Annotated in this window: 2 protein-coding genes; both read left to right on the plus strand. The window is 62.0% G+C overall.

All coding sequences use genetic code 11. The features are described 5' to 3' along the window. The coding region (gene rlmKL / locus OQK_RS19410; protein WP_038861417.1) for a bifunctional 23S rRNA (guanine(2069)-N(7))-methyltransferase RlmK/23S rRNA (guanine(2445)-N(2))-methyltransferase RlmL at positions 1-1849 on the plus strand (1849 nt) is incomplete at its 5' end. A 144-nt stretch (positions 1850-1993) separates the two neighbouring features. After that, the coding region (locus tag OQK_RS19415; protein ID WP_038861419.1) for a CHASE domain-containing protein at positions 1994-3291 on the plus strand (1298 nt) is incomplete at its 3' end.

The raw sequence follows: 3291 nt of genomic DNA on the forward strand, positions 1-3291 counted from the left end.
TATCCACCTGCGTCTGGATCGCGGCGAAGCGATTCTGTCCCTCGACCTGTCCGGCCACAGCCTGCACCAGCGCGGCTATCGCTTGCAGCAGGGCGCGGCGCCGCTGAAGGAAAACCTCGCGGCGGCAATCCTCATCCGTTCCGGCTGGCCGCGCATTGCCGCCGAAGGTGGCGCACTGGCTGACCCGATGTGCGGTGTCGGTACGTTCCTCGTCGAAGCCGGGATGATCGCCGCCGACATGGCGCCGAACCTGCGCCGCGAGCAGTGGGGCTTTACCGCGTGGCTCGGTCACGTGCCGGCACTGTGGAAAAAACTCCATGAAGAAGCCGTCGAGCGTGCCGCCGCCGGTCTGGCCAAACCGCCGCTGTGGATTCGTGGTTATGAAGCCGATCCACGATTGATTCAGCCAGGCCGCAACAACGTTGAACGTGCCGGCCTCAGTGAGTGGATCAAGATCTACCAGGGCGAAGTGGCGACCTTCGAGCCGCGCCCGGACCAGAACCAGAAAGGTCTGGTCATCTGTAATCCGCCGTACGGCGAGCGTCTCGGAGACGAAGCCAGCCTGCTGTATCTCTATCAGAACCTCGGCGAGCGTCTGCGTCAGGCCTGCCTGAACTGGGAAGCGGCGGTGTTCACCGGCGCCCCGGATCTGGGCAAGCGCATGGGTATCCGCAGCCATAAGCAGTATTCGTTCTGGAACGGCGCGCTGCCGTGCAAACTGCTGCTGATCAAGGTTCTGCCCGATCAGTTCGTCACTGGCGAACGTCGCACTCCGGAACAGCGTCAGGCCGAGCGCGAGCAAGCGGCTTACGACCAGACCCCGGACGAGCCGCAAGAGCGCAAGTTCAACAAGAACGGCAACCCGATCAAGCCGACGCCAGCCCCGGCGCCAGTGATCGAACAGCCGCGCCTGAGTGAAGGCGGGCAGATGTTTGCCAATCGCTTGCAGAAAAATCTCAAGGCGATGGGCAAGTGGGTCAAGCGCGAAGGCATCGATTGCTACCGCGTTTACGATGCCGACATGCCGGAATACGCAATGGCCATCGACCTGTACCACGACTGGGTGCACGTTCAGGAATACGCCGCGCCGAAATCCATCGACCCGGAAAAAGCCTCGGCGCGCATGTTCGATGCGCTGGCGGCCATTCCGCAGGCGTTGAACGTCGACAAGAACCGCGTGGTGGTCAAGCGCCGCGAGCGCCAGAGCGGCACCAAGCAGTACGAGCGTCAGGCGGCGCAGGGCAAGTTCGTCGAGGTCAATGAAGGTGGCGTGAAGTTGCTGGTCAACCTCACCGACTACCTCGACACCGGTCTGTTCCTCGATCACCGGCCGATGCGCATGCGCATTCAGAAAGAGGCGGCCGGCAAGCGCTTCCTCAATCTGTTCTGCTACACCGCGACCGCCAGCGTGCACGCGGCCAAGGGCGGCGCGCGCAGCACTACCAGCGTCGACCTGTCGAAAACCTATCTGGACTGGGCGCGGCGCAACCTGTCGTTGAACGGCTTCTCCGACAAGAACCGTCTGGAGCAGGGCGATGTGATGGCGTGGCTGGAAAGCAGCCGTGACGAATACGACCTGATCTTCATCGACCCGCCGACGTTCTCCAACTCCAAGCGCATGGAAGGCATCTTCGATGTGCAGCGCGATCAGGTGCAGTTGATCGACTTGGCGATGGCGCGGCTGGCACCGGGTGGCGTGCTGTATTTCTCCAACAACTTCCGCAAGTTCCAGTTGGAGGAAAACCTCGCCGAGCGTTATGCGGTCGAGGAAATCAGCGCGCAGACCATTGATCCGGATTTCGCCCGCAATACCAAGATCCACCGCGCCTGGAAAATCACGGCTCGTTGACGCTTTCACTGGTTGGATCCACAGAGCGTTGATTTTTAACGGCTCGGTGGATCCAGCGGTGCTGGCTAAATTAGTGGCTAATAGCTATAACTCACACACCGCCAATGGGGTTTTCCCGCAAATCTGGCGGAGTGAGTCGTGCTTATGCCGTTGCACCCCGTGCGCCCGAAAATCCTCGGTTTCATCAGTGAAGACGTCTCAGCCTGGCTGGTCGCTTTGCTGGTGTTGCTTGCCGGCGGAATTCTCACCGGGCTGCTCGCATGGGGCACCTTCAACCAGTTTCAGCAACAATCGCGTCAGCGTTTCCAACTGCTGGCCAACGAACGCTACAGCCGCATCGCCGAACGTTTTCAGGACCAGGAGCAACGTCTCGATGGCCTGCGGCGCTTCTTCGCCAACTCCGAATCAGTGTCCCGCGCCGAATTCGACGGTTACTCCCGCCCCTTGTTGCTGCGCACCCAGGCCTACACCTACGCCCCGCGAGTCAGCGGTGCCGAACGGGCCGCGTTTGAACAGCAGGTGCGTGATGAAGGCCTGAGCAATTTCACCATTCGCGAACTGGACGCCAAGGGCGAGCTGCAATTGGCGGCGCCGCGCGAGGAATACGTGCCGGTGCTCTACACGCAAACCCAAAGCCGACTGGCGCCACCACTGGGCTACGACTTGCTCGCCCAACCCATGCGCCGCGAAACCCTGCAACGCGCCGACCAGCTCGGCAGCATGGCGGTGTCGCAACCTATGCATCTGGTCGGGATCGAACCGTCGTACGCGCGTGGCGTGTTGCTGCTGGCGCCGGTCAGTCGCGCTGGAGAATCACGGCCATTCGGCTATGTGATGGCCGTGATCAGCATGCGCCAGTTGCTCGCCGACGGATTACCCGATGCCCTGCACGATTATCTGTCGGTGCGCATTCTCGACCTGTCGACCCAGGATCAGCACGAGGCGCTGTTCGAATCGAGCAACGAGGCGGTGCCCGGCGATTTGGCAGCGACGCGCTTGCTGCGCATGGCCGATCACGACTATCAGGTCGATATCCTGCCGAGCGAAGCGTTCATGCAAGCCAACCATTCGTCGGTGGGCAGCGTGATCATTCTGGGCGGCTTGCTCAGCGCACTGCTCAGCGCCTTGCTTTACGTGCTGGTCAGCCAGCGCCAGCGCGCGGTGCGCCTGGTCGAGGTGCGCACCCAGGAGTTGCACGAGCGCGAGCAGGAATTGCGCGGCACCCACGGTCAACTGCGCGGCGTGCTGAATGCCGCCACTCAGGTCGCGATCATTGCCACTGACCTGCGCGGCGTGATCAACACTTTCAATCCCGGTGCCGAGCAAATGCTCGGCTACAGCAGCGCCGAAGTAGTTGGGCGCATGACCCTGGAGAACCTGCATTTGCCACGGGAACTGGCGGCGCGTTCGGCCGAGTTGAGTGCGCGCTACGGCAAAAACAT

The sequence above is a fragment of the Pseudomonas sp. R62 genome (assembly GCF_000257605.1).
GTDB classification, from domain to species: domain Bacteria; phylum Pseudomonadota; class Gammaproteobacteria; order Pseudomonadales; family Pseudomonadaceae; genus Aquipseudomonas; species Aquipseudomonas atacamensis.